Raw genomic sequence first — 24,794 nt, 5'->3', positions numbered from 1 at the left:
CATGATCAGGCTGGGCAGGCAACGCCCGTGCGGATGTCGATGACCTTGACTTTGCCATCGATAATATCCTTGCGTGCAGCCAGGACTTTCTTTTCGATTTCAGGGGTGATCAGCTTGCGGTTGTGCTCATCGAGCGCCCAGTCCACGCCGCCTTCTTTCAAGCCCTTGGCGGAGACGCCGGCTTGCCAGGTGCCGTTCTTTTGCTGCATGAACGAGTCATATACGGCGTTACCCACGTTCTTGACCATCGAGGTCAGCACGCTGCCTGGATACAGGCTGTTCTGGTTCGAATCGACGCCGATCGACAGCTTGCCTTTTTCCTTGGCGGTTTGCAGCACGCCGTTACCGGAACCGCCGGCCACCGCGAACACCACGTCCACGCCGCGTTCGAATTGCGAGCGCGCCAGTTCGCCGCCCTTGGCAGGGTCGTTCCAGGCGGCGGCGGTGGTGCCGACCATGTTCGAGAATACTTCGGATTTCTTGTCGACCGATTTCGCGCCTTGCGCATAGCCGCAGGCGAAGGTGCGGATCAGCGGGATGTCGATGCCGCCGATGAAGCCCAGCTTCTTGGATTTCGACGCCATGGCGCCGGCCACGCCGGCCAGGTACGAACCTTCTTCTTCCTTGAAGGTGATCGAGTTGACGTTGGCGCCTTGCGCCACGCCGTCGATCAGCACAAAGCGGACTTTCGGGAATTCCTTGGCGACCTTTTGCACGGCTTGCGTCTGGGCGAAGCCGATCGAAGCGATCAAGTCCAGGTTTTTGCGGGCCAGGCCGCGCAGCACCTGCTCGGCCTGCGTATCGCTGCTGGCTTGCACTTCGATGAATTTGATGCCGGTCTCTTTCTGGAAGCGCTGCGCGCCTTCAAAAGCGGACTGGTTGAACGATTTGTCGAACTTGCCGCCCGCATCGTAGACGATGCCTAGTTTCGGGTCCGCGGCGGAAGCGCCTGCTGCGACACACATGGCGGAAACTGCGACGCACAGTTGTTTGATTTTCATGAGTTGGCTCCCTGGAAGTTCGATATTGTATATTTTTTGGGGGTGGAAAAACCCCTTTTAAGAGTTTTCGCCACGCCAAACGCCTGATTTATAGTAGTTTATTTATCTTTTTAGCACGGCCGTACCAAAAACATGGCTGCGACCCGGTCACTAATTTGTAACTGTCAGTTTGTTTGTTTCGGCGTCTGTGGTTCTGATGCAACAATCTGGAAATATTTCTCAAACAATTGACTGTGGCTTTTTTACAAATTTCGTGGTTTCGTGATAGTAAATCGACACGAAAAACGCAGTCCAGCCCACCGCCGCCATCCGCTATTTTCCCGCTGCCGCAGGCAATTCTCCTCTGAAGAATCGCCCTCCTAGCATTTTCCGGGCACTCTGCATAGCGCTTGGATAGTCCCTTACTATGCATGAGCGCATATATGTATGGCAAATACGTTTTTCGTTGGTTATTTATATGATGAAAATATAAATAGAAATGGGGTTTTCCGTAATTTTCCGTCAAAACAATTCGTGCTAGGATGCGCCCTTACGTCGTTTTTTCTTTGCTTTTTGCAAAGCTTTACGAGGTATTGAACGGAACACCCAACGCGCCGCGCGCGGCGATTCGCCACCAGGGCGGATTGCACCGGCAGCGTTATCGGACCCACGAAGTCCGCCTACAGAATTTTTATAACTGGTGTTGCACCCCCCACAAGGAGTTGGTTTATGACGAACAAGAATACGTACGCAAGTCGTACGCTGATCGCACTGGCTGTTGCCGCGGCATTCCCGCTGCATTACGCGTACGCTGATGAAGGCCAGGCTCAGGAAGCCGCCGCCCCGGTCAGCGCCGCGAAAAAGACGGACGGCCAGCTGGAAACCGTGATCGTGACGGCGCAGCGCCGCGCGGAAAACATTAAAGACGTGCCGATGGCGATTGCCACCGTCAAGGGTGAAAAGCTCGACGTGCTGACGTCCGGCGGCCAGGACATCCGTTTCCTGGCAGGCCGCTCGCCGTCGCTGAACGTGGAATCCGATTACGGCCGTACCTTCCCGCGCTTCTATATCCGCGGTCTGGGCAACACCGACTTCGACTTGAACGCATCGCAGCCGGTCGGCCTGGTGATGGACGACATCGTGATGGAAAACCCGATGCTGAAGGGTTTCCCGGTGTTCGACGTGGACCAGGTGGAAGTGCTGCGCGGCCCGCAGGGCACGCTGTTCGGCCGTAACTCCCCGGCCGGCGTGATCAAGTTCGATTCCGCCAAGCCGGTCTTCAAGACCGAAGGCTACTTCTCGGCTGGCTTCGGCAAGGACAGTGTCCGCAACCTGGAAGGTGCGTACAACCTGCCAGTCTCCGATACCGTGGCGCTGCGTTTTGCGGGCCAGAGCCAGCACCGTGGCGACCGCGTGCATAACGGCCGCGCCACCGGCACCCAGAACTTCGAGGGCTACGACGACCACTCGGCCCGTATCCAGGCGCTGATCAAGCCATCGCGTGATTTCTCGGCCCTGTTCAACGTGCACGCCCGCACCATGGACGGCACCGCGACCCTGTTCCGCGCCAACATCCTGAAAAAAGGCACCAATGACCTGGTGGACGGCTTCGACTACGCGTCGTACCCGACCGACGGCGTCAACGAGCAGTGGCTGCGCGTGCGCGGCGGCAGCGCGCGCCTGCGCTGGGACTTGCCAGGCGTGACCCTGCACTCGATCACCGGCTACGACACCCTGAAACTGTTCAGCCGTGCCGACGTGGACGGCGGCTTTGGCGCGTCGTACGCGCCGCCGATGGGCCCTGGCTTCATCCCGTTCCTGGTTGAAACCGCCGACTTGATCCCGAACCACCGCCAGTTCACGCAAGAGTTCCGCGCGGAATCCGTGGCAACCGGTCCGCTGCAGTGGATTGCCGGCGCCTACTACTTCAACGAAGACATCCAGATCGATTCGATCAGCTTTGATTCGCTGGCCAAGGGCAACCCGCAAAATCCGTTCTACGCGCGCCAGTTCCAGAGCGCGGAATCGTTCGCACTGTTCGGCACCGCCAACTACACCGTGTCGGACCGCCTGAAACTGCGTGGCGGCGTGCGCTACACGAAAGACAAGAAGGACTTCCTGGCGTCGCGCGTGGAAGCGACGACCTCGCGCCACACGCTGGCCAGCGATTCGACCAACTTCAGCTGGGACCTGTCCGGCACCTACACCGTCGACAAGGACACCAACGTGTTCGGCCGCGTGGCCACCGGCTACCGCGCACCGTCGATGCAGGGCCGCCTGTTCGGCCTGACCGACTTGCCGACCATGGCGCAAGCTGAAAAAGTGCTGTCGTTTGAAGCCGGCGTCAAGCAAGACTTGTTCGACCGCCGTGCGCGCATGTCCGCCACGGTGTTCCACTACAAGGTCAAGGACAAGCAGCTGACCGCGGGTTCGGGCACCGTCAACATGAACCGCCTGATCAACGCGGATGAAGCCATCGGCCAGGGCGTGGAAGTGGACTTCCAGGCCAACCTGGGTAATGGCTTCACCACCAGCTTCGGTTCGTCATACAACGACACCGAGATCAAGGATCCGTCGCTGTTCGTATCGCAGTGCGGCGCGCCTTGCACCGTGACCGATCCGGCCGGCCCGTTCGCAGGCACCGCCAGCATCAACGGCAACGCCATGCCGCGCGCACCGAAGTGGCAGCATAACTTCACCCTGAAGTACAGCACCGACCTGGGCAATGGCGAGCTGTACGCTTACACCGACTGGACTTACCGCAGCAAGTACAACTTCTTCCTGTACGAAGCCAAGGAATACACCGGCAAGCCGATGACCGAAGGCGGCCTGCGCGTGGGCTACAAATGGGACAAGTATGAAATCGCCGCGTACGGCCGCAACATCACCAACCGTATCCAGTCGGTTGGCGCGATCGACTTCAACAACCTGACCGGTATCCTGAACGAACCACGCACCTACGGCGTGCAGTTCAAGGCCACGTTCTGATTGTTGTAAGCATGTGAAAGCCCGCACATCGCAAGATGTGCGGGCTTTTTTTTCGTTCTTTGCGTTACGATATGCGCTCCTCAAATAAGGAGACGTCATGCAGTCCGCTGTAAATTTATGGCCCTTGCTGGGTGTGGCCGTGATTGTCGCGGGATTCGTCCTGCGCGCGCATCCGGTGCTGGTGGTGGTGGCCGCCTGCTTCACCACTGGCCTGGCCGCCGCCATGCCCATGGAAGCCCTGCTGGCGTCGCTGGGCACGGCCTTCATCAAGACCCGCAACCTGCCCCTGATTTACCTGTTGCCGCTGGCCGCGATCGGCTTGCTGGAGCGCTTTGGCTTGCGCGAGCATGCGCAGGCCGTGATTGCCAGGGTGCGGGGCGCCACGGCCGGCCGCATCCTGATCGTGTACCTGACGGTGCGCGAAGCCGCCGCCGCGCTGGGGCTGACCAGCCTGGGCGGACACCCGAACATGGTGCGCCCGCTGGTGGCGCCGATGGCCGAAGGCGCGGCGGAAAACCGTCATCCCGGCATCAGCGACCGCTTGCGCCACAAGGTGCGCGCGATGGCGGCCGCTACCGATAACGTGGGCCTGTTCTTTGGCGAGGATATCTTCGTCGCCTTTGGCGCCATCGTGCTGATGCAAACCATCCTGCGCGGCGAGGGCATCGAAGTCGACCCGCTGCACATCGCCCTGTGGGGTATCCCGACCGCGATCTGCGCCTGGGTGATCCATGCCTGGAATTTGCGGCGGCTGGACCGCGAACTGCAGCGTGAAATGGTGGCGGCCGCCGAAGCGGCGGTGGCGGGCCGGCAGCATGGGAGTGCGTTGTGATGCGCGCGGCCGAGACGATGTATCCGGTTGCCGCCTGTCCGGCCGGCACCCGGGAGGGAGCATGGCGTGATTTTTAAGCTTGATTATTTTTACCTGCTGCTGGGCGGCATGCTGGCGCTGCTGTCGGTGCTGACAGTGCTCGACAAATCCAATCCGCGCCGCTGGACCACGGCGCTGTTCTGGGCGCTGTACGCCACCGCGTACCTGGGCGGCGAGGCGTTGCCGCCCGCGTGGGCCGGCGCGCTGATGGTGGCGATGGCGCTGCTGGCCGGCTTTGGCGGTGTGCGCATGGGCAAGCCCGCGGTGTTGCCGGAATCCGAGCGGCGCGCCCATGCGCAGCGCCTGGGCCATCAACTGTTTATACCGGCGCTGGTGATTCCCGCCGTCACGATGGCGTGTTCGACCCTGCTGAAAGACGTCAAGGTCGGCGGCTTGTTCCTGTTCGACCAGAAGCACCTGACCCTGGCGGCGCTGGGCGTGGCGTCCGTGCTGGCGCTGGTCATTGCCTGCCGCACCTTGCGCACCACGCCGCTACAGGGCGCGCGCGAATTCCGCCGCATGGTCGATGCGATGGGCTGGGCGATTGTGTTGCCGCACATGCTGGCGGTACTGGGCCTGCTGTTTTCCGAAGCCGGTGTCGGCAAGGCGGTGGCCCATGTCAGCACGTCGACCATCAACATGGACTGGAAACTGGTGGCGGTGTCCGTCTATTGCGGCGGCATGGCGCTGTTTACCATCGTGATGGGCAATGGCTTTGCCGCGTTCCCCGTTATGGCGGGCGGCGTCGGCATTCCCGTGCTGGTGGGCGTCTATCACGCGAATCCCGCCGTGATGGCGGCAATCGGCATGTTTTCCGGTTACTGTGGCACCCTGATGACGCCGATGGCGGCCAACTTCAATGTGGTGCCGGTCGCCTTGCTGGACTTGCCGGACCGGCATGCCGTCATCAAGGCGCAAATTCCGACCGCATTGCCGCTGCTGGCGGCGAATATCCTGTTGCTGTATTTCCTGATGTGAGGGCGCCATGAGCAAGAAGACCGTACTGTTGACGGGCTTTGAACCGTTCAACAAGGAACCAATCAATCCCGCGTGGGAAGCCGTGCGGGCGCTCGCCGGCTGGGGCGGGGATGGCTTTACGGTGGAAGCGAAGCAGCTGGCCTGCGTGTTCGGCCAGTCGATTGCGGAAATGGCGGCGGCCGTCAACGAATACAACCCGTCGATTGTCATCGCGGTGGGGCAGGCTGGCGGGCGCTGCGACCTGTCGGTCGAGCGGATCGCCATCAATGTCGACGATGCGCCGATTCCCGACAACCTGCAGCGCCAGCTGGTCGACCAGCCGGTAATGCCCGACGGCCCGGCCGCGTATTTTTCCACGTTGCCGATCAAGGCCATCGTGCACGAGTTGCGCGCGGCCGGCTTGCCGTCGTCGGTGTCGCAGACGGCTGGCACATTTGTCTGCAACCACGTGTTTTATGGTTTGATGCATATTGCCGCCGCGCGGCAAAAAGCCGGTGGCTTCGCGCCGCTGCGGGCGGGGTTCATCCACATTCCGTACTTGCCGCAGCAGGCCGCGCGCCATCCGGGGGCGCCCAGCATGGCGTTGACTGATGTGGTGGAAGGTTTGAAAATTGCCATCCAGACCGCGCTGGCGGTCGATCTTGATGTGCGGGAGTTTGGCGGGGCCACGCATTGAACGCAGCTCCGGTGTGACTTGTTCAGGCAGGTGTCGCAGGAGGTGTGGCAATCGTTTCAACGACACCGGTATCGCTGACCAGTCTGCCATTGAGGGAATACCAGTTGGGAATCCCTAACTGGCGGTTCTTGGCCTGTGCTTCGCGTACAGCTTGATTGCCAATGCGAGCGAACTGTGCAGACCAGCGTTCGCCTTTATTCACTGTCATGACTTGAATCCTTCGTTAAATCCGTAAATTTTTCCCACATATTAGCATCATAGACTTCCCAGTTACTGTTCTCTGATTCAGCAACGATGAGGAAGGACTCGCCGCCATTAAACACGACCAGACTTCGGTCTGACAGCGGCAAATAGTGGTGCCAGAAGACGGGGAAGACTCGGCCAAATCTGCGGCGTACATCGACTTCGGGTACGTCATGTCCACCTTGGGCAACTCGCTCACTGATTCGCCGCAGGCACAATTCTTCACTGTCCAAAAAGACAAGGATGCAAGTAGTTTCGTATCCAGCCGTTCGAGCCTTGGCTATGCTTCGAGCAAGGCTTGCCCCGGCCAAGGTCGATTCAATTACCAGAGACTTCCCGTGTTCCAATGCGTTGGAGAGGCGGCGGCTGAATTCACGTCCTGCCGCGACCGTACCGCAAATGGGTCATCTGGCGAAAGCTCGAATGCAATGTCATCAGCACCCAAATAGGGAATGCCAGCGGTTTGCGCGTAGCTACGGGCGAAAGTTGATTTGCCAGAACCGTTAGGTCCGCCGACTACGACCAGTTGAGGACGTATGTCCATGTTGGGGGGGCGCTAAGTCGCTAAAACCACATCATAGCAGGCGGGTGCAATAGCTTGCGCCCGGAGAAGAAAACTGGTCGATCAAGCCGTCGGCGGATTCAGGATATTCAAAAACGCCCGCACCACTGGCGCATCATCCAGGGTGGTGTACGTGATGTACAGATTAGCCGACGGTGGATTGGTGCGGATCGGCACGAACACCACGCCGGGCCAGCCGATGCGGCTGGTGGTTTCCGGCAGCAGCGCCACGCCGAGGCCGGCGCCGACCATGGCCAGCAAGGTTTGCGGCTCGTTGGCTTCCTGGAAGATTTGCGGCTGGAAGCCGGCCTTGACGCAGCACTGGATCAGGTAGCGGGGGAAGGCCGATTTATCCAGCGCCAGGGTCAGCATCGGTTCGTCGGCGATATCCATCAATTCGATGGCGTCCATTTTCGCCAGCGGGTGGTGCTCATTGATGGCGACGCAGATGTTTTCGCGGAAGCACAGTTCCTGGCGCAGGTTATCGTTTTTCAGGTCGTCTTCATCGAGCTTCGGTTCGCGCCAGAAGCCGACGTCAATTTGCTTGGCGCGCAGCGCGTCGTATTGCACGGTGGGGCCGTATTCGTGGATGGTCCACGTGACGCGCGGGTATTTGCTCTGGAATTCTTCCAGCATGGTGGGAATCGGGCCCCACATCGCGGAGCCGACGATGCCCACGCGCAGGCGGCCCACTTCGCCCCGGTCGATCTGGCGGATGGTGTCGATCGTCATGCGCATTTTCGACAGCAAATCCGCCGCTTCATTCATCAGCGCCTTGCCCGCCACCGTCAATTCAAAGGTGCGGGTGGTGCGCGCGAACAGTTTGACGCCCAGCTCGCTTTCCAGCTTCATGATCTGTTGCGACAAGGGCGGCTGCGAAATATGCAGCCGTTCAGCGGCGCGGCTGAAACTCTTTTCTTCTGCAACGGCGAGGAAGTAGCGTAACTGTTTCAGGTCGATGGACATGATGGACTCGGCTTGCGTGCTGATGTTGCTTGCTGATGTTACCTGGTGGCGTTGCGTGCTTACGCGACGGGATGCTCCAGCAGGGCGCGGGCCAGTTCAGCGCCCACCCGCGCATTGTTTTTCACCAGCGCGATATTGGTGACCAGGCTGCGGCCCGACGTCAGCTGCTTGATGCGGGCCAGCAGGAACGGCGTAACTTTCTTGCCCGTCACGCCCTGGTCGCGCGCTTCATTCAAGGCTTGGGCAATGATGGCGTCGATCTCATCTTTCGGCATGGCTTCATGGGCCGGCACCGGTGCGCTGACCACGATGCCGCCTTTCAGGCCCAGTTGCCACTTGGTGTGGATGAACGCGGCTTGTTCGGCCGGCGTATCGAGCTGGAAGTCGCCGTTAAAGCCGCTGTCGCGGGTGAAGAAGGCCGGGAAGCCGGGCTGGCCCACCGTCACCACGGGGACGCCGTGGGTTTCCAGGTATTCCAGGGTCAGGCCGATGTCGAGGATGGATTTCACGCCCGCGCACACCACCGCCACCGAGGTCTGCGCCAGTTCCTGCAAGTCGGCGGAAATGTCGAACGACGTTTCCGCGCCCCGGTGCACGCCGCCGATGCCGCCCGTGACAAACACGGCGATGCCCGCCAGTTGCGCGCAAATCATGGTGGCCGCCACGGTGGTGGCGCCCAGCTTGCCGGTGGACAGCACGTACGGTAAATCGCGGCGCGACACTTTCATGGCGTCCGGCGAATTGCCCAGGGTTTCCAGTTGGTCGTCCGACAGGCCGATGCAAATCTTGCCGCCAATGATGGCGATCGTGGCCGGGACGGCGCCAGCGTCGCGGATCAGTTGCTCCACTTCGCGCGCCGTCTGCACGTTTTGCGGATAAGGCATGCCGTGCGAAATGATGGTCGATTCCAGCGCGACGATGGGTTTGCCGGCGGCGCGGGCATTGGCCACTTCAGGCGAGAACAAGAGGAATTGGTGCATGGCGTCAGTCCTGCAAGGTGGAAGCGAATTCGGCAGTGAATTCGTTGATTTCATCAAGGATATCGGCCGCCAGCAAGGGCGACACGCTATCGGGGCTTTCCAGGGTCATGGCCGCCACTTTTAAACCACGGCGGCACGCCAGCGACAAATCGCCATTGCCCTGGTACAGCGACCAGCAGACGCCGGCCGAGAAGGCGTCGCCCGCGCCCGTCACATCGATGACGTCCACTTGCGGCGCCGGCAGCCAGTCCACGCCGTCCGGGTGCGTGTAATACACGCCTTCGCTGCCGCAGGTGACGATGACATCCTGGGCGCCTTGCGCCTGCACGTCGCGGCAGGCCTGGCCGACAGCCAGTTCATCGGCCAGCTTGCGGCCGACGCGGGTTTCCAGTTCGGCGCGGTTCAGGATCAGCAGGCGGCAGCCGTGCAAGTCCCGTGGCAGGCGCGCCATTTTCGGCTGCGACACGGCCACGATAATCAGCGGGGCGGCGCCGACACGGGCGTCGTCCAGCAAGGTGGCAACGCTATCCTCCGGCAAGTTCAAGTCGGCCACCACCATGGCGGCGGCGGTGCGCTGTGGCGCGCGGCTGGCCAGGAAGTCCGGCGTCAGCTGGTCATAGAGCGCCATGTCGGCCAGCGCCAGCAGCATTTCGCCGCGTTCGTCCAGCACGGCGGTGTAGGTGCCGCTGTAGGTATTGGCGAGTTTCAAGGTGCCGCGCGCATCGATGCCGGTATCTTCCGCGTGTTGCAGCAGCGACATGCCGGCGGCATCGTCGCCCACGGCAGTGAGCAGGGCGGCAGGCAAGCCCAGGCGGGCAAGGTTTTCAGCGATATTGCGCGCCACGCCGCCATACACTTCTTCGGCGGTGGCGGGGTTGGAAGTTCCCATTTGCATGGGGGCAATCGAGCGGAGTTTGCGGTCCAGGTTGGCGGCGCCAATGCACATCACCGGGCGCTTGCCCGGCAAGACATACGCGCGGCCTAGCAGGCGGCGTTCACGGATAAGGCTGGCAATGTGGCCTGCCACGGCGGACCGTGACAGGCGCAGTTCGACCGCCAGGTCTTGCTGCGATACAAAGGGGTTGGCCCGTATCAGCTCGTATAACTGTTCCTTTTTGGATAGGTCGTTCACGGCAGTCTTCATGTTGGGTAAACATTTGTCGATCATTGTGGACATTTGTTTGGCTGCTGTCAATCTGTGCACACTGGAGTGTTTATACTAGCTATTTATACTCTGTTCGTATAAATAGTAAAGAAAAATGGTATTTGCCATACATATAGCCAATACTGCATAGTATCGCTTCACTCGAAAGTCACATTGGCGCAAGCGGTTTCACGCTACAGCGCCTATACCTATAAATCCATAACGAGGAACCTCATGAACAACGCTCCATACCAGGCCGCCGCCCTTGTCCGTTCCCGCATGCCGGCGAACTTCCAGCCCCGTCTCGCGCTGGTACTCGGTTCCGGCCTCGGCGTGCTGGCTGAGCAAATGCAGGATGCGGTGACGATTCCGTTCGATGAATTGCCAGGTTTCCCGATCAGCACCGTGCACGGCCACGCCGGCGCGATGGTGCTGGGCACCTTGTCCGGCGTGCAGGTGGTGTGCCTGAAAGGCCGCGGCCACTTCTACGAAGGCTATGGCCTGGGCGTGATGACCTCCGCCGTGCGCACCCTGAAATTGCTGGGCGTGGACTTCCTGTTTGTGACCAATGCCGCCGGTTCGCTGCGTCCGGAAGTCGATGCCGGTTCGCTGGTGGCGCTGACCGACCATATCAACCTGTTGCCGGGCACGCCGATGATCGGCCCGAACGACGAGCGTTTCGGCCCGCGCTTCTTCTCGATGTCGAATTGCTACGACGCCGACCTGCGCAACCAGCTGAAAGCCACGGCGGCGGAAACCGGCATCACCCTGCACGATGGCGTGTACATCGCGTACTCCGGCCCGAACTTTGAAACCGCTGCGGAAATCCGCGCCTTTAAAGTGCTGGGCGCCGACGTGGTGGGCATGTCCGTGGTACCGGAAGTCATCCCGGCCCGCCACTGCGGCTTGAAAGTCATGGGCGTATCGGTGGTGACCAACCTGGCCGAAGGCATGTCGCCATTCCAGCTGTCGCACGAACAGACCCTGAAATACGCGGCCATCGGCGCGGAAAGCCTGGTGAAACTGATCCTGGCGTTCCTGGCGAACGTGGCGAAAACGCCGCGCGCGTAATCAAAAAGAAGGGCGGCTCGGCCGCCCTTCTGCATTGCAGCCTACACTGAATACTCCAACTTAACCGACGAGCACCATCATGTCACGCGCCTTTATCCTCCTGCTGGATTCCTTTGGCCTCGGCGCCACGCCGGACGCCGGCAAGTATGGCGACGCCGCCACCAACACCTTCGGCCATATCGCGGCATGGGCCGCGAAGGAAGGCAAGCCGATGGACTTGCCCAACCTGGAAAAACTGGGCCTGGCCGCCGCCGCCCATGCCGCTTGCGGCGAATGGGCCGCCGGCTTCAACCAGCGCGACGGATTCACGGCCGCCTATGGCGCCGCGCGCGAGCAATCGACCGGCAAGGATACCCAGTCCGGCCACTGGGAAATCGCCGGCGTGCCGGTGCTGTTCGACTGGGGCTATTTCCCGAAAACCGTGCCATCGTTCCCGCAAGAGCTGACCGACAAGTTGCAGGCGCTGACCGGCGTACCGGGCTTCCTTGGCAATTGCCACGCGTCCGGCACCACCATCATCAATGACCTCGGCGATGAACACGTGGCGACCGGCAAGCCGATCCTGTATACGTCGGCCGACTCGGTGCTGCAGATCGCGTGTCACGAAGAGCACTTTGGCCTGGAGCGCCTGTACGACATGTGCGAGCAGGCCTATGAACTGGTCAAGCCATACAACATCGGCCGCATCATCGCGCGTCCGTTCACCGGCGAAAACGGCAACTACAAACGCACCGCCAACCGCCACGATTACGCGATCCCGCCGCATGCGCCAACCTTGCTGGACCACGTGAAAAACGAAGGCGGCGAAGTCATCGCGCTGGGCAAGATCAGCGATATCTATGCGGGGCAGGGCGTGTCGCGCGTGGTCAAGGGGCCGGACAACATGGCGCTGTTTGACGCGCTGTTGAAAGTGCAGGACGAAGCCGGCGACAAGTCGCTGACGTTCGTCAATTTCGTCGACTTCGACCAGGCCTTTGGCCACCGCCGCGATGTGGCGGGCTATTCGAACGCGCTGCATGAAATGGATGCGCGCCTGCCGGAATTCTTCGCCAAGATGCAAGACGGCGACCTGTGCGTCATCACGGCCGATCACGGCTGCGATCCGACCTCGCCGGGTTCCGACCATACGCGTGAACACATCCCGGTGATTTTCTTCGGCCCCGGCGTGAGCCCCCGCGCGCTCGGCATTTCCGACACGTTCTCGGATATCGGCCAGACCATTGCCCACCACCTCGGCGTGCAACCTCTTTCCAACGGAACCAACGTCCTATGATCATTGATAACTTCAAGCGCAATGAGGCGATGCCGCTCGACCTGGGCTGGCTGAACCATATCCACGTGAACAAAGCCGCGGCCGACCGTCGTGCCGCGTCGCTGGCCAACCGCCGCACCGTCAAGAAGGAATACCAGGCCGCCTGGCTGGTCAAGGCGATCGAACTGATCGACCTGACCACCCTGGCCGGCGACGATACGCCGGGCAGGGTCGAGCGCCTGTGCATGAAGGCCATGCGCCCGCTGCGCTCCGACCTGGTGGAGGCGTTGGGCCTGCAAGAGCGTAACCTGATGACGGGCGCCGTGTGCGTGTACCACGAAATGATCCAGCATGCGGACAAGGTGCTGAAAGGCCGCTTGCCGATCGCCGCCGTGTCGACCGGCTTCCCGGCGGGTTTGACCAGCATGGAAACCAAGGTCCGTGAAATCGAATTGTCGGTGGCCGCCGGCGCCAAGGAAATCGATATCGTCATCACGCGCCAGCACGTCCTGACGGGCAACTGGCAAGCGCTGTACGATGAAATGGCGGCGTACCGCAAGGCGTGCGGCGAAGCGCACGTGAAAGCCATCCTGGCCACCGGTGACCTGGTGACCCTGGAAAACGTGGCGAAAGCATCGTGGGTGTGCATGATGGCGGGCGCGGACTTCATCAAGACCTCGACCGGCAAGGAAGGCGTCAACGCCACCATTCCCGTGTCGCTGGTGATGGTGCGCGCGATCCGCGAATACCATGAGCGCACCGGCTTCCAGATCGGCTACAAGCCGGCTGGTGGCGTGGGCACGGCCAAGGCCGCACTGCAATACATGACCGTGATGAAAGAAGAACTGGGCAATGAATGGCTGGAACCGCATCTGTTCCGCATCGGCGCATCGAGCCTGCTGACTGACATCGAGCGCCAGCTCGAACACCATGTCACCGGCAACTACTCGGCCGTACACCGCCACGCCCAACCTTAAGGATCCACTCATGCCAACTATTAACGACATTCTGAAGACCATGGACTACGGCCCCGCACCAGAAAGCCAGAAGGAAGCGCAAGCATGGCTGGACCAGCAAGGCCGCAAGTTCGGCCTGTTCATCGACAACGCCTGGTCCGAGCCAAGTGACTTGTTCGCATCGAACAACCCGGCCGACGGTAAGCAACTGGCGGAACTGACGCAAGCATCGCTGGACGACGTGAACCGCGCCGTCGAGGCGGCACGGCGCGCGCAGCCAGCCTGGCAAGGCCTGGGCGGCCATGGCCGCGCCAAGATCCTGTACGCGATTGCACGCCTGATGCAAAAGCATGCGCGCCTGTTCGCCGTGCTGGAAACGCTGGATAACGGCAAGACCATCCGCGAAACCCGCGACGCCGACTTGCCGCTGGTGGCCCGTCACTTCTACTACCATGCTGGCTGGGCCCAGTTGCAGGATGAAGAATTCGCCGGCCACCGTCCGGTGGGCGTGGTGGGCCAGATCGTGCCGTGGAATTTCCCGCTGCTGATGCTGGCTTGGAAAGTCGCACCGGCGCTGGCCGCCGGTAACACCGTTGTGTTCAAGCCGGCGGAATTCACGTCGCTGACCGCGATGCTGTTCGCGCACATTTGCGTACAGGCCGGCGTGCCGGCAGGTGTCGTCAACATCGTGACCGGTGACGGCCGCGTGGGCGAAGCCATCGTCAAGCACGAAGGCATCGACAAGCTGGCGTTCACGGGCTCCACCGAAGTGGGCCGCATCATCCGCGAAGCCACCGCCGGTTCGGGCAAGAAGCTGTCGCTGGAACTGGGCGGCAAGTCGCCGTTCATCGTGTTCGAAGACGCGGACCTCGATGCGGCCGTGGAAGGCCTGGTCGATTCGATCTGGTTCAACCAGGGGCAAGTGTGCTGCGCCGGTTCGCGCCTGCTGGTGCAGGAATCGGTGGAAGAGCGCTTCCTCACCAAACTGCGCGCCCGCATGGACAACCTGCGACTGGGTTCGCCGCTGGATAAATCGATGGATATCGGCGCGCTGGTCGATCCGGTCCAGCAACAGCGTATCGCCGGCCTGGTGGAAAGCGCGCGCTGCGAAGGTTGTGATGTGTACCAGCCAGCCGGCTGCGTGATCCCGACCGATGGTTCGTGGTTCCCGCCGACCCTGATCACGGGCGCGTCGACCTCGGCCGCCGTGGCCCAGGCTGAAATCTTTGGCCCGGTGCTGGTGGCGATGAGCTTCCGCACTCCGGCCGAAGCGGTGCAACTGGCCAACAACACCGTGTACGGCCTGGCGTCGTGCGTGTGGACGGAAAACATTTCGCTGGCGCTGGACGTGGCCCCAGCCATCAAGGCCGGCGTGGTGTGGATCAACACCGCCAACCAGTTCGACGCCGCTTGCGGCTTCGGCGGCTACCGCGAATCCGGCTACGGCCGTGAAGGCGGCCGCGAAGGCATGTATGAATACCTGGTGCCGCTGTCGGAAGACCAGCGCCCCGCGGCGCCACTGGCCGCTGAAAAAGGCAAGGCCAAAGCCGCCGCCGCGTCCAGCGATCCCTTCGCGATCGACCGTACCGCCAAGCTGTACATCGGCGGCAAGCAAGCCCGCCCTGACGGCGCCTACAGCCGCGCCATCCACGGCGCGGACGGCAAGCTGCTGGGCGAAGTGGGCGAGGGTAACCGCAAGGACATCCGCAACGCGGTGGAAGCGGCCCACAAGGCGACCGGCTGGACCAAGGCCACCGCGCACAACCGCGCGCAAGTGCTGTTCTATATCGCGGAAAACCTGGCGGCGCGCGGCGCGGAATTCGCCGAGCGCATCGCGGCCCAGACCGGCGCGAAAAACGCAGAGAAGGAAGTGCAGGCCGCAGTGGAACGCCTGTTCTACTGGGCCGCATGGGCCGACAAATACGACGGCCTGGCGCACCAGCCGCCGATGCATGGCATCACCGTGGCGCTGAACGAAGCGATTGGCGTGATCGGCATCGTGGCGCCGAATGAAAACCCGCTGCTGGGCTTCATTTCGCTGGTGGCGCCGGCCATCGCCGTGGGCAACCGCGTGGTGGTGGTGCCGTCGGAAGCGCATCCGCTGACGGCGACGGACCTGTACCAGGTGTTCGACACGTCCGACCTGCCGGGCGGCGTGGTCAACATCGTCACCGGTTCGGCCGACGAACTGGCGCGCACCCTGGCCACCCACTCGGACGTGGACGCGCTGTGGCGCCATGACGGTTCCGCCGCCGGCTGCGCCGAAGTCGAGCGCCTGTCGGCCGGTTCGCTGAAGCGCACCTGGACCGGCGGCGCCAAGGGCCGCGACTGGTTCAGCACGGCGCAGGCCGGCGGCCGCACGGTGCTGGCGCATGCGTCGCAAGTGAAAAACATCTGGATTCCATACGGCGTATAACGTCGTGGCAGGATGATCCATCGAAGGGCCGCAGACCGGGAAAACCGGCCTGCGGCCCGAATGCCTTACAAGACAACACACAAGACAACAGACCAAGAGGCCGACTATGTTCCTGACCCAGGAAATCATTCGCAAAAAACGCGACAAGGGAGCACTGACTCCGGAAGAAATCCAGTTCTTCGTACGCGGCATCACGGACGGCAGCGTCAGCGAAGGGCAGATTGCCGCGCTGGCCATGGCCGTGTATTTCAACGACATGAACATGGACGAGCGCGTGGCGTTCACCCTGGCCATGCGCGATTCCGGCGCGGTGCTGGACTGGTCGAAGCTGGACTTGCCGGGCCCGGTGGTCGACAAGCACTCGACCGGCGGCGTGGGCGACGTGGTGTCGCTGCTGCTGGGCCCGATGGTGGCGGCCTGCGGCGGCTACGTGCCGATGATTTCCGGCCGTGGCCTGGGCCACACCGGCGGCACCCTGGACAAGTTTGACTCCATCCCCGGCTACAACACGGTGCCGGACAATGAACTGTTCCGCAAAGTCGTGAAGGAAGTCGGCGTGGCCATCATTGGCCAGACCTCGAACCTGGCGCCATCCGACAAACGTTTCTACAGCATCCGCGACGTGACGGCGACGGTGGAATCGGTGGCCATGATCACCGGTTCCATCCTGTCGAAGAAATTGTCGGCCGGCCTGCAAGCGCTGGTGATGGACGTGAAAGCGGGCAGCGGCGCCTTCATGCCGACCTATGACAAATCCGTGGAACTGGCCGAATCCATCGTCAAGGTCGGCAATGGCGCGGGCATGATGACGTCGGCGATCCTGACCGACATGAATGAATCGCTGGCGCCATATGCCGGCAACGCGGTGGAAGTGCGCGGCGCGATTGATTACCTGACCGGCAAATCGCGTCCGGCGCGCCTGCACGAAGTCACCATGGCGCTGTGCGCGGAAATGCTGGTGCTGGGCAAGCTGGCGGCCGACGAAGTGGAAGCGCGCCAGAAACTGCAGGCGGCGCTCGATACCGGCGCGGCCACCGAACGCTTTGCGCGCATGGTGGTGGCGCTGGGCGGCCCGGCCGACCTGGTGGAAAACCCAGACAAGCACCTGGCGAAAGCGCCGATCCTGGTGGCGGCGCCGGCCCTGCGTTCCGGCTATGCTGCGGCGACCAATTGCCGTGGCATTGGTTTGTCCGTGGTCAGCCTGGGCGGCGGCCGCCGCCGTCCGTCCGATGCGATCGACTTCGCGGTCGGCCTGACGGACCTGGTGGGCCTCGGCGACCGCATCGAAGTGGGCCAACCGCTGGCCATGGTGCACGCGCGCACCGAAGCCGCGGCCGAACAGGCGATCGCGGAAATCCAGGCGGCGTACACGATTGTCGAAGACAAACCGGCGGCCAACCCGGTCATCTACCGTACGATCCGCCCATAAAACTAACAGATCACCCCGCGATGTCCCCCTCTGGGGTCAGACCCCTAATGTGACAAAAGCGGACATATTTTCGCGAGAAATGTCCGTTTTTGTCATAAATGGGGTCTGACCCCAGGTGTGACATGTTTGGAGAGAACAATGGATAACCAACAACTGATCGCAGAAGCGGCCGCAGCGCGCCTGAAGGCATACACGCCGTACTCGAACTTCAAGGTCGGCGCGGCCCTGCTGTGCAACGATGGCCGCGTGTTCCACGGCTGTAACGTGGAAAACGCATCCTATGGCCTGTGCAACTGCGCCGAGCGCACCGCCTTCTTCAGCGCGGTCGCGCATGGCTACAAGCCGGGCGACTTCGACAAGCTGGCCGTGATTGGCGAAACCGATGGCCCGATCGCCCCGTGCGGCGCGTGCCGCCAGGTGGTGCTGGAACTGGGCGGCAATGAATTGCCGGTGGTGCTGGCCAACCTGAACGGCGACGTCTTTGAAACCACGGCCGCGCAGCAATTGCCGAACGCATTCGGCGGCGCGGACTTGAAAAAGAAATAAGCGAGCAGTGAAGAAAGTCATCGATGTCCAGGCGGCGGTGGCGGTCGCCGCCAATGAAGCCATTGCAGCCAAGGCGCAGGGCACCTTCGGTGTCGGCGGCATCATGATCGATGCGGCCGGCAACGTGCTGAAAGCACTGCACAACAACGTGATCCGCGATGGCCTGGTGTTCGACCCCACGGCGCACGGGGAACGGCAGTTGATCGAATGGTATTTCGAAGAGCGCGCGCAGGGAACGGTATTGCCCGAGCCGCACGAGATCACCATCGTCACCTCGCTCGACCCATGCTGCATGTGCACCGGCGCCATCCTGGCCGCCGGCTTCAATGTGCTGGTGGCCGCCACCGATCCCAATGCCGGCATCAATTACGACGGCAGCGCAACCTTCGACGCGTTGCCGGAAGGCTTGCGTGCGCAGGCGAAGGCAACGTTTTCCTATCCGGCCGTGCTGGGCCAGTCGGCCTATGCGCGGGAAGCGAAGGGCGCCGCCGTCAAGCCCTTCTTCATCGGTAAAAATATTTCAGAACCGACCGAGGCCTTGTGCTCGCTGGTGTTCGAAGCCACGGCGAAGGATGCGGTAGCGCTGTTCGATATGGACCCGCCGCGCGAGCAGCTGAAAGACCCGGCTACGTTATCGTCACGCCATGCGATCGCGGTGGGCTTGCGCAAGGCCTTTCCGGAAGCGCTGACGGCGCGTTGCGATCCGCAGCGTCCCGACGCCAGCCTGGCGCCCGCGCTGCTGCAGGCGATGGCGCGCGACAAGGTGATGGGCGGCGACGGCGATGCCGTGGCCTTGCTCGACGCGTTCGGCAACCTGTTGCTGTGCATGCCGGGCCGCCGCAACAAATCCGGCATCCGCACCGCGTTCATGGAGTGCACGCGCGCCTATGCGCAATTGCGCTACAAGCTGATGGAAGGCGCGACACCAGAGCAGCGCGACGAAATCCGGCAATACCTGGGCCATCCGAAAGATGGCACGTTCGTGTTTGCGCGCGGGCCGGCCGATGGCGCACTGAGTTTCATGGAACTCGGTGCGTACGGCTCGACCATGGAGGGACCGCTGCCGGCATCGAATCCGCGCCAGTTCCAGTATGTGCTGCCGTCGCAGGCGCAGGAAAAACTGGACGCGATGTGCGAAGCGATGCCGCCGCTGTACCGTCATACGATCCGCATCCGTCCCACGCAGGTGGACGATCAAGAGCTGATCGCGGCGCTGAGTCAGTAGGGCGGTTTTCGCCAAGGGCGAAAGCCGCCATGCTTGCGCAGCCACCAGCGCTGGCGTTATCGGCGAAGCACGTATGGCGGCTTGATACCCCCAAGCCGCCCTACGGATTCGGCGTCAACGATGCAGCGGAGATATTACCCGTCCGACATCGCGTCGGTGACCGGCGCCAGCAAATTCGCATCGCGCGCCAGTTGCCACTGTCCTGCGCCATTGCGGCGGAACACCGACAGCGTATACCCCGCGCGGCGCACCGCCACGCCGCCGCCCACCGGCTCGATGCGAATTTCCAGCCGCGTACGGCTGTAGGCCATGTCGCCGCATACCACCACTTCGTCCACTACGCTGTCGGGCAGCACGCGGTGCGTGTGGGCCATGCTGCGCATGCCTTCGGCAAAGCTGTCGCGGCCAATCATGGGCGGCTGGCCCGGCACCATGAAGATCACGTCATCCGTCATCAGCGGCAAGATCGCCGCGACATCGCCCTGGCGCGTGGCGGCCAGCCAGTCGGCAATCAAGGTGCGGATGGCCTGTTCATCGTTCACATCATCGTTGTTGTTCACCATGGGCTATACGTTCCAATGCTCCAGAGGTTGCCTTCCGGGTCGCGGCATGTGAAGCCGCGCCCGCCGTAGTCTTCATCTTGCAAGGGCATTTCAATCACCGCGCCGGCTTCAGCCGCACGCGCATGCACGGCGTCGGCGTCATTGACGACCAGGTAGCTGCACTGCGTGACCCGCATGCCGGTTTCCGAGGGATGCGCCATCAGGCGCCCGAACGCCGTATCAAAAATCGAACTCAGCATGATCATGCCATTGCCGAAGCCGAGTTGCGCATGCGCGATGGTGCCATCGTCATTCGGCACCACCAGTATTTTGGAAAAGCCTAATGTGTCGCACAGCCACTCGATGGCGGCGGGCGCGTCGCGGTAGCGCAGGCAGGGGATGACGGTGGTGCGGGTATCCTTCGGTATGCTCGGCATCATGCCTCCCCCTTGGCTTGGCAATGGGTGCAGGGCCTTCAGGCCGGGCATCCACAACTTGGCTATGGGTGCCGGACCTTCAGGCCGGGCATCCACAACTTGGCTATGGGTGCAGGGCCTTTAGGCCGGGCATCCACATCTTAGTGCAGACAATATAGTTCAGCACATTTGCAGGGGCAAGCTGAGCATCGTTACATTTGCTGGAACAGGTGGGTATTGCCACGGCTGACTTCGAGTTCTTCATCGAAGTTGCGCACCCGCACCATTTGCCGGCCGCGCAAGTCGCGCCGCACTTCGGCAATCGCATCGACCCGCACCAGGGTCGAGCGGTGGATGCGCCAGAACTCATCGGGGTCGAGTTCGTCTTCGAGTTCTTTTAAGGTCTTGCGGATCAGGACTTCGCCTTGCAGCGTTTGTACGCGCGTGTATTTTTCATCGGCGCGGAAGAACAGCACTTCCTTGGTTGAAATCATGCGCAAGCTGTTGCCGACCATGGCCTGGATCCAGCGCAGGTATTCCTGCGGCTTGGCGCTGGCCGGACTGCGGCTGGCGCCGCTGACGCCCTGCAGCAATTGCGCCAGTTGGCGTTCGATATTGGCCGGCGATTTGCCGAGCCGTTCCTGCAGCCGGGCGCAAGTCATTTTCAACCGTTCGCCGCCGGCCGGTTTCAGCAAATAGTCCAGCGCGCCCTGTTCAAATGCTTCAATCGCATACTGATCGTAAGCGGTGACGAACACGATATGGCAGCGATTGAACAGCATGCGCGCCGCTTCGATGCCGGACAGGCCCGGCATGCGGATATCGAGGAACACGATGTCCGGCTGGTGCAGCCCGGTCAGCGCAATCGCTTCGATGCCATTGGCGGCTTCGGCAACGATGTCGAGCTGCGGCCACACTTCATGCAGGCGGCTTCGCAGCAACTGGCGCATCGGTTCTTCATCGTCCGCGATCAGCGCGGTGGGGCGGTCGGCACTCACAGTTTGCTCCCTGCGAAGATATCGGGGGTGAATGGCAGCCGGATAATCACGCGGGCGCCGCCATCATGCGGTGTTTCAATGATCAGTTGCGCGCGGTTGCCGTGGAGCAGGCGCAAGCGTTCGCGGATGTTGGCCAGTCCCACGCCTTCGCCGGCATGGACATCGAAACCGATACCGTCGTCGTGCACTTCCACGTCCAGCATGTCGCCGCCCGGTCCGTTTGAAGTGGTGGCGCGGATATCGATGCGGCCGCCTTCGATTTTCGGTTCCAGTCCATGCTTGATCGCGTTTTCAATCAAGGTTTGCAGCATCATGGGCGGGAACGACGCGCTCAGCAACTCGGGCGGCACGTCGATGTACACGGCCAGCCGCTCTTTCATGCGGGCCTGCATGATGGCCAGGTAAGCGCGCGACATTTCCACCTGGCGGCCCAAAGTGTTGTTGCTGCGCGAACGCATTTGCGGCATGGTGGCGCGCAGATAATCGATCAGGTGCGCGTGCACCTTGGCGGCCTGCTGCTGGTCGGTTTCAATCAGTTGCCCGATCAGCGCCAAGGTGTTGAACAAGAAGTGCGGTTCGACCTGGGCTTGCAGCGCCGCCAGTTGCGCCTCCGCCAGGCGGCGCTCGAGGCTCTCCGTGCCCGCGTGTTCGGTGGCTTCCTTGGCTTCCACTTCCGCGCGGCGCTTGCCGCCGGCCAGGATTTTCAGGCAAAACGACAGGAACACAAACCAGCCGCCCGCTTCGCCTGCGCGGAACATGCCCAGCACCACCAGTACCAGGATGTCGATGACCACCAGCTTGCGCCACTCGACCATCGCCAGCCAGTCGAAGAATTCCCACCACAAGGTGCGGGCGGTTTCACCGATTTCGCGGACAAAGGCCAGGGCGCTGCGGGTTCCCTGTTTGGTGCGGGCAAAAGCCATGTCAGACGTCCTTGTGCGGGGTGTAGTCGCCGCGGCGCTTGTTGTCCTGGTAACCGGCCACCAGGGCAATGGCGATCTTGGCCAGCAGGAAAATGGCAAACAGGGTCAGCGCCAGCGGCAGGATGGTCAGCATCACCGCCAGCATGAAGCAGCTGGCCAGCAGCGCCGGCCACGACATGCGCGACAAGGTGCGCATGAAGTAGCGGCCGATATGGGTGGCGGCGGCGCCGACTTCGCGGAATACATCGCCGATTGTGTGATTAACGTTTTTCATCTGGACCTCCGAGTGTGTCGATGGCGTTAATGTACCAACGGCGTTCCCGGTGGGGGAGTGCTATCCGACGAATGGCCGTTTATTGGGGGCAAGCTGCATTTGAGCGGCGTCAATGGTGTGGGCAGGTTGTGTATGACGCGCCACAATATTTTTCGTTATGCAACTTTTTTCCTGCCGGCTTCCCAGTCTTGCCGCAGCAGGCCATAGAAATCCGTATCGCACACTTCGCCCGCCACGATCCAGCGCTGGCGCAGGTGCCCCTCATGCACGAAATGCAGGCGCTCCAGCAGCATCGTGGAGGCGCGGTTGCGCGGGTCGACGTCGGCTTCGATGCGCAGCATATCCAGTGCGTCGAACGCGTGGGCGACCAGCGCCGCCAGCGCCTCCCTGGCATAACCGTTGCCCCAGTGGGCGCGGTCCAGGATATAGCCGATTTCGCAACGGCGGTTTTGCGGGCTGAATTTCGACAGGCGGCACTTGCCGATCATCTCGCCGCTGCCGGCCAGCGTGATGGCGAAGGTCAGCACGCTGCCGTCGGCATAGGCGGCCAGCGTGTCGCGCACGTTTTCCTCGGCTTGTTCGCGGCCGGACCACGGCGCGAAACTCCAGTACTGCAGTGCTTCAGGGTCCGTGAACAGGCGGAAAATCGCATCCGTATCGCTGTCGCGCACGAAGCGCAGCGACAGGCGCGGCGTATCAAGGGTAATCGGCGTATAAACAGGAGTAGTGGTTTGCATTCAATCAATATTACATGACTTTTTGCCGCCCCGTGCGAGAGCGACGCAGCGCTGCGCCAGCAGGTCGGTCGGGTCCAGCAGCGCCACCGTCGTGCCGGCGATGGCGAAGGCGGGATCCCGGGGCAACAACAGCGGCAGTTCGGTGCAGCCAAGGATGATGACGCTGGCGCCGCGCCGGGCCAGGTGCGCGCAGGCGCGCAGCAGCGCTTCCTTGCACGGACCCTCCGTATAGCCTGCCTTGACGCCCTGGCTGCCGTAGATCGCCTCCATCACGTATTGCTGGTGCTGCGCATCCGGGACGATCAGGTCGAAGCCGGCGCCGCGCGCGGCCGCGCGGTAGACGCCGCTGGCCACGGTGCCGCTGGTGGCCAGCAAGCCCACCGTGCCATGTCCCGGGTAGTGCGCGCCGATATGGCGCACGGTTTCGTCCAGCATGTTGACGATCGTGGCCGCCAGCCGTGGCTGGAGCCGGCCGACGTAGGCGTGCGCGGTGTTGCAGGGCATGGCGATCAGCGACGCGCCCTGTTCCTCCAGCCGGCGGCAGGCGGAATACAGCGCCAGCGTCGGGTCGTCGCCATCGCCGACCAGGTTGGCGGTGCGGTCCGGGATTTGCGGATTATGGTCCACCACCAGGCGCACGTGGTCCTGGTCGCGCGACGCATCGGTATGGCGGATGATCTTATGCAGGAAGTCCACCGTGGCGGCAGGCCCGATGCCACCCACCACGCCCAGCTTGAAGGTGGCGGGACGGCCCTGGTCCATTTGCGCCAGCGCGTATTCCGCATACACCTGGTGGCAGTCCAGCACCGCGTGGCCGCTGTCGCGCAGTTGCGTGGCCAGCGCGGCGAATTCGCCGGCGCCGGGAATGATCAGGTCGGCCCCCTGGCGCGCCAGGTCGCCGCACGCGCGGCGCAGGCGCGCCAGCGTGACCAGGCCGGGCGCCTGCGGCAGCGTGCCGCAGGCGCCATGCAGGGCCGGCATCACGCATTCGTCCTGGATCTTGGCGCCGGGATAGACGATCCGCGCGGCGGGGAAGGCGCGTTCGAACAGGCGCTGGTCGCGCACGTGGCTGGAACACAGCACGCCGATGCACAGCGGCGCCGGGCCGACATGGCGTACCAGCGCCGCCATCATGTCGAATACCCGCACGCCCAGTTCGGCCTGCAGCTCGGCCAGGAACGTATGGCTGATAAAGCAGGGCACCAGCACACCGTCGGCGCGGGCTACTTCCAGGTGGCGCATGCGGTCATACAGGTACAGTTTGCGGCGCGCGAGCGCGTCGGCGGTGCCGCCGCCGCCGGGAAAAGGCGGCGCCGGATGGCGGTCCAGCGTCAGGCGGCATGGGGTGGCGGCGGGCGCGGCTTGGGCCTTGGCGGCGATGGCGGCGGCCAGCTTGCCGTACAAGTCTTCGCTGGCCAGTGTGCCCAGTCCACCGATGATGCCGAGATGGCGTGGCTGGTGTGGTATCAATGCATGCATGTGGTTGGTCCGAAGTGACTGCGATGTGACTGGGAAGTGACAGGAATGGCGCCACGATAGCCCTGCGGTATGGCGGATTTATGCGGATTCGGACTGGCTCCATGCGATTACGGTATAGGCGCTGTTGCTGGAACTATTTAGA

25 protein-coding genes are annotated in these 24,794 nt (G+C 62.5%); 11 read left to right on the top strand and 14 right to left on the bottom strand.

Translation table 11 applies throughout. The features are described 5' to 3' along the window. Positions 1–5: 5 nt before the first annotated feature. Entirely contained in the window at positions 6–1,001 is a 996-nt protein-coding gene (locus AC1RRC_RS10630) for a BMP family lipoprotein (protein ID WP_493055424.1), read from the bottom strand. A gap of 708 nt (positions 1,002–1,709) precedes the next feature. Here AC1RRC_RS10630 and AC1RRC_RS10625 point away from each other — a divergent pair. The 4 genes from AC1RRC_RS10625 to pcp all read left to right on the top strand — a co-directional run bounded on the left by AC1RRC_RS10625 (position 1,710) and on the right by pcp (position 6,493). Next, entirely contained in the window at positions 1,710–3,968 is a 2,259-nt protein-coding gene (locus AC1RRC_RS10625) for a TonB-dependent receptor (RefSeq protein WP_493055423.1), read from the top strand. A gap of 97 nt (positions 3,969–4,065) precedes the next feature. After that, entirely contained in the window at positions 4,066–4,800 is a 735-nt protein-coding gene (locus AC1RRC_RS10620) for a DUF969 domain-containing protein (RefSeq protein WP_493055422.1), read from the top strand. Positions 4,801–4,866: 66 nt separating this feature from the next. Next, positions 4,867–5,817 carry a DUF979 domain-containing protein gene (locus AC1RRC_RS10615; RefSeq protein WP_493055421.1) on the top strand — a complete coding sequence of 317 codons (951 nt, stop codon included), beginning with the start codon at positions 4,867–4,869 and terminating at the stop codon, positions 5,815–5,817. Positions 5,818–5,824: 7 nt separating this feature from the next. Beyond that, positions 5,825–6,493: a pyroglutamyl-peptidase I gene (pcp, locus tag AC1RRC_RS10610; RefSeq protein ID WP_493055420.1), complete on the top strand. Its 669-nt coding sequence runs from the start codon at positions 5,825–5,827 to the stop codon at positions 6,491–6,493. Between the two features lie 22 nt (positions 6,494–6,515). Here the strand turns inward: pcp and AC1RRC_RS10605 are convergent, their stop codons facing one another. The 6 genes from AC1RRC_RS10605 to AC1RRC_RS10580 form a co-directional block, all read right to left on the bottom strand. After that, positions 6,516–6,701 (bottom strand): hypothetical protein, encoded by a 186-nt coding sequence (locus tag AC1RRC_RS10605; RefSeq protein WP_493055419.1) that lies wholly within the window; start codon positions 6,699–6,701, stop codon positions 6,516–6,518. Further along, positions 6,688–7,083, bottom strand: coding sequence for a hypothetical protein (locus AC1RRC_RS10600; RefSeq protein ID WP_493055418.1), 396 nt, complete (start codon positions 7,081–7,083; stop codon positions 6,688–6,690). The genes AC1RRC_RS10605 and AC1RRC_RS10600 overlap by 14 nt, the downstream gene beginning before the upstream one ends. After that, on the bottom strand, positions 7,059–7,280 hold the full coding sequence (locus tag AC1RRC_RS10595) for an AAA family ATPase (RefSeq protein WP_493055417.1): 222 nt from the start codon (positions 7,278–7,280) through the stop codon (positions 7,059–7,061). The genes AC1RRC_RS10600 and AC1RRC_RS10595 overlap by 25 nt, the downstream gene beginning before the upstream one ends. Positions 7,281–7,361: 81 nt before the next feature. Beyond that, positions 7,362–8,264: a LysR family transcriptional regulator gene (locus AC1RRC_RS10590; RefSeq protein ID WP_493055416.1), complete on the bottom strand. Its 903-nt coding sequence runs from the start codon at positions 8,262–8,264 to the stop codon at positions 7,362–7,364. 59 nt (positions 8,265–8,323) lie between these two features. Beyond that, positions 8,324–9,244: a pseudouridine-5'-phosphate glycosidase gene (locus AC1RRC_RS10585; protein ID WP_493055415.1), complete on the bottom strand. Its 921-nt coding sequence runs from the start codon at positions 9,242–9,244 to the stop codon at positions 8,324–8,326. A 4-nt stretch (positions 9,245–9,248) separates the two neighbouring features. Continuing rightward, a complete protein-coding gene (locus AC1RRC_RS10580) occupies positions 9,249–10,376 on the bottom strand; it encodes a carbohydrate kinase (RefSeq protein WP_493055414.1) in 1,128 nt (375 codons plus the stop codon). Positions 10,377–10,622: 246 nt separating this feature from the next. Here AC1RRC_RS10580 and xapA point away from each other — a divergent pair, with 246 nt between their 5' ends. The 7 genes from xapA to AC1RRC_RS10545 all read left to right on the top strand — a co-directional run bounded on the left by xapA (position 10,623) and on the right by AC1RRC_RS10545 (position 19,283). Continuing rightward, positions 10,623–11,459: a xanthosine phosphorylase gene (gene xapA / locus AC1RRC_RS10575; protein ID WP_493055413.1), complete on the top strand. Its 837-nt coding sequence runs from the start codon at positions 10,623–10,625 to the stop codon at positions 11,457–11,459. Positions 11,460–11,538: 79 nt separating this feature from the next. Next, positions 11,539–12,732 carry a phosphopentomutase gene (locus tag AC1RRC_RS10570; protein ID WP_493055412.1) on the top strand — a complete coding sequence of 398 codons (1,194 nt, stop codon included), beginning with the start codon at positions 11,539–11,541 and terminating at the stop codon, positions 12,730–12,732. Continuing rightward, entirely contained in the window at positions 12,729–13,688 is a 960-nt protein-coding gene (deoC, locus tag AC1RRC_RS10565; RefSeq protein ID WP_493055411.1) for a deoxyribose-phosphate aldolase, read from the top strand. The genes AC1RRC_RS10570 and deoC overlap by 4 nt, the downstream gene beginning before the upstream one ends. A 10-nt stretch (positions 13,689–13,698) precedes the next feature. Beyond that, positions 13,699–16,083, top strand: a complete 2,385-nt coding sequence (locus tag AC1RRC_RS10560; protein ID WP_493055410.1) for an aldehyde dehydrogenase family protein — start codon at positions 13,699–13,701, stop codon at positions 16,081–16,083. A gap of 106 nt (positions 16,084–16,189) precedes the next feature. Next, positions 16,190–17,512: a thymidine phosphorylase gene (gene deoA / locus AC1RRC_RS10555; RefSeq protein ID WP_493055409.1), complete on the top strand. Its 1,323-nt coding sequence runs from the start codon at positions 16,190–16,192 to the stop codon at positions 17,510–17,512. Positions 17,513–17,650: 138 nt separating this feature from the next. Beyond that, complete coding sequence (locus AC1RRC_RS10550; RefSeq protein ID WP_493055408.1) at positions 17,651–18,058, top strand: cytidine deaminase; 408 nt, start codon at positions 17,651–17,653, stop codon at positions 18,056–18,058. A gap of 7 nt (positions 18,059–18,065) precedes the next feature. Then, positions 18,066–19,283 carry a nucleoside deaminase gene (locus AC1RRC_RS10545; RefSeq protein ID WP_493055407.1) on the top strand — a complete coding sequence of 406 codons (1,218 nt, stop codon included), beginning with the start codon at positions 18,066–18,068 and terminating at the stop codon, positions 19,281–19,283. Between the two features lie 134 nt (positions 19,284–19,417). Here AC1RRC_RS10545 and AC1RRC_RS10540 read toward each other — a convergent pair whose 3' ends face one another. From AC1RRC_RS10540 to cuyB, 7 genes are all read right to left on the bottom strand, one after another. After that, complete coding sequence (locus AC1RRC_RS10540; protein ID WP_493055406.1) at positions 19,418–19,846, bottom strand: YybH family protein; 429 nt, start codon at positions 19,844–19,846, stop codon at positions 19,418–19,420. Then, complete coding sequence (locus tag AC1RRC_RS10535; protein ID WP_493055517.1) at positions 19,840–20,262, bottom strand: VOC family protein; 423 nt, start codon at positions 20,260–20,262, stop codon at positions 19,840–19,842. The genes AC1RRC_RS10540 and AC1RRC_RS10535 overlap by 7 nt, the downstream gene beginning before the upstream one ends. Before the next feature lie 191 nt (positions 20,263–20,453). Continuing rightward, positions 20,454–21,239, bottom strand: coding sequence for a LytR/AlgR family response regulator transcription factor (locus tag AC1RRC_RS10530; protein ID WP_493055405.1), 786 nt, complete (start codon positions 21,237–21,239; stop codon positions 20,454–20,456). Further along, a complete protein-coding gene (locus tag AC1RRC_RS10525; protein ID WP_493055404.1) occupies positions 21,236–22,162 on the bottom strand; it encodes a sensor histidine kinase in 927 nt (308 codons plus the stop codon). The genes AC1RRC_RS10530 and AC1RRC_RS10525 overlap by 4 nt, the downstream gene beginning before the upstream one ends. Before the next feature lies 1 nt (position 22,163). After that, on the bottom strand, positions 22,164–22,436 hold the full coding sequence (locus AC1RRC_RS10520) for a hypothetical protein (protein ID WP_493055403.1): 273 nt from the start codon (positions 22,434–22,436) through the stop codon (positions 22,164–22,166). Positions 22,437–22,591: 155 nt separating this feature from the next. After that, entirely contained in the window at positions 22,592–23,173 is a 582-nt protein-coding gene (locus AC1RRC_RS10515) for a GNAT family N-acetyltransferase (protein ID WP_493055402.1), read from the bottom strand. Next, positions 23,174–24,652, bottom strand: coding sequence for a cysteate racemase (gene cuyB / locus AC1RRC_RS10510; RefSeq protein WP_493055401.1), 1,479 nt, complete (start codon positions 24,650–24,652; stop codon positions 23,174–23,176). Positions 24,653–24,794: the final 142 nt, after the last annotated feature.

This window comes from Pseudoduganella sp. GW821-FHT12E03 (assembly GCF_058807115.1).
Note: the sequence above shows the minus strand (reverse complement) of the source record. Positions and strands in the feature narration are given on the sequence as shown.